Annotated in this window: 5 protein-coding genes; all 5 read right to left on the reverse strand. The window is 31.5% G+C overall.

The window, feature by feature from the left end; genetic code table 11:
* Positions 1-264, reverse strand: a 264-nt coding sequence (locus AC1DJR_RS22815; protein WP_477003571.1) for a hypothetical protein, incomplete at its 3' end; no start/stop codon positions are given.
* A 178-nt stretch (positions 265-442) separates the two neighbouring features.
* A complete protein-coding gene (locus tag AC1DJR_RS22820) occupies positions 443-745 on the reverse strand; it encodes a hypothetical protein (protein WP_214933168.1) in 303 nt (100 codons plus the stop codon).
* A 165-nt stretch (positions 746-910) separates the two neighbouring features.
* Positions 911-2,113 (reverse strand): MFS transporter, encoded by a 1,203-nt coding sequence (locus AC1DJR_RS22825; RefSeq protein ID WP_219302716.1) that lies wholly within the window; start codon positions 2,111-2,113, stop codon positions 911-913.
* A 293-nt stretch (positions 2,114-2,406) separates the two neighbouring features.
* A complete protein-coding gene (gene exsC / locus AC1DJR_RS22830) occupies positions 2,407-2,841 on the reverse strand; it encodes an exosporium protein ExsC (RefSeq protein ID WP_002165595.1) in 435 nt (144 codons plus the stop codon).
* 170 nt (positions 2,842-3,011) lie between these two features.
* Positions 3,012-3,164 carry a YqbF domain-containing protein gene (locus tag AC1DJR_RS22835; RefSeq protein WP_078179002.1) on the reverse strand — a complete coding sequence of 51 codons (153 nt, stop codon included), beginning with the start codon at positions 3,162-3,164 and terminating at the stop codon, positions 3,012-3,014.
* Positions 3,165-3,337: the final 173 nt, after the last annotated feature.

The raw sequence follows: 3,337 nt of genomic DNA on the forward strand, positions 1-3,337 counted from the left end.
ACCATAATCAATACGATACACGTTAGAATTTTTAACAAACGATCCTTTAAATAAATCCTCTTTTTTAGTTGTTGTTTGCATTTCCACTAAATTGTGAACAACCTTTTCTTTCTTTTCTTCTTTTACAACTGTTTCAAATTTATAATACACAGGGCATTCACCTTTTTTATTATCAATGACTTCCCAAGAACCGTATATATCATTATTGCTACATCCACTAAGTAGAACGATTAATATAGGGAAAATAAATAGAAGCTTTTTCATTGTGTACTCCTTTCTTATTAGTTTTTATAAAYGTGCGAATACGATAGGAATATTGTAATGAATAAAGTTTAAATTTTTATAAAGAATTAATAAATTTCACATAAAAATTTGGAGAAGGGTGGGATTTCAAAATAAAAAGGCATGAATCTAGTGTAATGCCAGATTCATGCCTAATGGTCTATCTTATGTTATGTCTTTTGAGGATAAATGAAGCGGAAAGAAGAATGACAATTCCATTTACAACATACATATTTGCAATAATAAAGGCTAGGTTAGCTGCGCCAAATCCACCTTTATCGAATATAGAGGTGAATGCTGTAGTAGTCAAAAAGATAATGGGAGTTAACAGTAAAAATAAGAAACCTGCAACAATTCTTCTTTTAAAGTTATTTTGGGATAGGGAAATGGCTAAAAAATTAAGGGCGCCAAACATAATGAATGAAAACAGAAGGGTAATTAATAATTGGATGCCATCAGACATTTCCACAGCTCCTTTTTGAAAAATCTATAATTTATTTTATTCGAAAGTAGTAGGGGATAATCCTTTAAATATTTGAACTACATAAAGAGAATAGATTTTAATCCTTGAAATTCAAAAAGAATGGACCCAGTAAAATACGGGATCCATTCTTAAGAAGTATTAGTTTTATAAATTCGCAGATTGCGACGTTTGTTTTTCAAATCGTTTCTGTTTAGATAGGGAAATAAATATAATTAACAATGAAATGACTCCGAAAATTAGAACCATATACTGTAATCCAATCGTATCTAAGAAGAAGCCTGTGCCGAGTAAGACAATTTGGAACATAATTCTTTCAAACATATTACGGAATGAGAAGAGACGTCCGTGATAGCTTTTTTCGACTTTCGTTTGGAAAATTGTCGACATAATAGGGAAGAAGCAGCCAACACTAAATCCAAACAAACCAAATGAGGCAAGTGCCATCCATTTAATATCGCTAAAGAACAACGAAAGGTGTGCAAAAGCGGTACAAAATGCGAAGAAATATAGTAACTTTTCAGGTTTGAAATGATCAGATAAACGTTTAATAACGAAGGCACCTAACATAAATGCTACACCTTCAATTGTATATATGAATCCTTTAATTGTTGGGTCATGTTGCATTTCGCTAATGTTAATAACCATTAAATTGAATCCAGCTATAAATAAAAGAGGGATAATACTTAATATAAGTGCTTTAAAAGCAATAGGGATTCCTTTTAAAATACGAAATACTTCCATAAAACTATTATCTTTAGCTGATTGTTTACTTGATGTAGCGGATTTTTTATCTTCAAATTGTAGGAAGAAAGTTGAGAGGAATAATAAAGCGTATGCTGCCATTGAGAAGGCATACATATACTGTAAACTCATTACAACTAAAAGAATGCCACCTAGTGAAGTACCTGCAATACGAGCGATTGTACCGATATTCATATGTACACCGTTCATTTGTAATAGCTCATGTTCATTAACGATGAGTGGAATTACAGATTGTAATGCAGGGAAATAAAATGCCGCGGAAATTTGAAGTGCAATCATAAATGCAATCATGAAAGCGATACTTTCATATTGAATAGCGAAAAACATGAAAATAACACTAATAACACGACCAAATCCAGCGTAAAGAAGAACTTTCTTTTTTTCATATTGATCAATGACACGCCCAGCCATTGGACCGACTAGAACACCAGCTAACAGTCCGATAAATAATATAACGGATTTCATAAAATCAGAAGGGACGTATTTTTGCATAAATTCAAGATTACCAAGAATACCAAGCCATAACCCTAGACCAGCAATAAACTCCCCAATTAACACAATCCAAACATTTTTATTACGCCACATAATGTAAAACCTCTCTTTCTTTTAAAATGAAAAACTCGTATATAAAACCTCCTTATTTTATGTATTATTTTTAACGAACTTTTTTAGAGTCAGAGTCTATATTACGTGTTTCATTAATGGATTTCAATCTTTTTGATTTGTAAAAAAATGATGAATTAAGTGATACAATGGGTAACTAAAAATACAAAAAATTCACAAGTAAATTCAAAGGGAAGGTAAGTGTGGGGAAAATAAAAAAAGTAAGAACGCAGATAATACGTCTTACTTTTCTCAAAAAACCAAAATAGATTAAATTAGCAACACTTATGATCTTGTCCAATAGCTAAGCCGCTAAAAGACAGAGGACCAACAATGTCTGCACTTGCACCACTAGTAAGGTTTTCTACAGTTAATGAATACTCGTGAGTCCCGCAGCTAACATTTTGATCTATAGCTTGAAATGTTTGCGCGTAAAATTGCTCAGAATCTGTAGATTCAATCCCTACTTGAGCGTTGAAGATTTCTGTATTGTCACGGAAAATTCGGAATAAAACTTGTGAAATCTCAGTTATACCTTTAACCCCAACTGTAGCAATTAATTCTACTCGATTATTACGTGAATCTCTTCTTGAAATTTTTAATTTAATACTTGCTAGAATTGCTTTTTCTGGGGAATGGGGAATTACAAAAGTTGTTTCACCTGTTTTATTTAAAGGTTGAGTAGCTTGATAATCAATGATATGAGTCATATTCGTCACCTCCTCATATACTAAAATATGAAGGTAACGATGAATTAGCTTGGACATATACTATAAGATTTTAAGAGAATTGAGGAGTAATGTTGAATAAAGGGAGATAATATAAAAGCATCAAGAAAAAATCCCAATTATGAGAGTCATTTTTTGATGCTTTTCATACTTTAGGCGGAATATTCTTCTTTACGTACTTCGAAGAATTCATTCCGGCGTAAGTAATTAAAAATTTTTTCCGAAACCTCTTCTTCATGAGACACTAAGAATCGTTGATCAAAAGCATAGAAAGATTGACCTTTAATTAATTTTACGTAGTATATTTTACACGCCTCCTTTAAATTAGGATTCTTAAATACTTTATATTATGATGACCTATCTGGTTGTTAATAATACTTAAAGTTTCAAAGGGGAGAAGTATAAATTCAAAAAAACATTGAAATAGCTTACAAATCTGTAATGTTTTTGTCACCTTTGCCGATAGTTAAAATTAACC

Source organism: Bacillus sp. 05T31 (assembly GCF_056396725.1).

What these genes read in the sequence shown, in the direction of transcription:
- AC1DJR_RS22825 (WP_219302716.1), bottom strand. Translation starts at nt 2,113, where the DNA reads ATGTGGCGTAATAAAAATGTTTGGATTGTGTTAATTGGGGAGTTTATT.
- exsC (WP_002165595.1), bottom strand. Translation starts at nt 2,841, where the DNA reads ATGACTCATATCATTGATTATCAAGCTACTCAACCTTTAAATAAAACA.
- AC1DJR_RS22820 (WP_214933168.1), bottom strand. Translation starts at nt 745, where the DNA reads ATGTCTGATGGCATCCAATTATTAATTACCCTTCTGTTTTCATTCATT.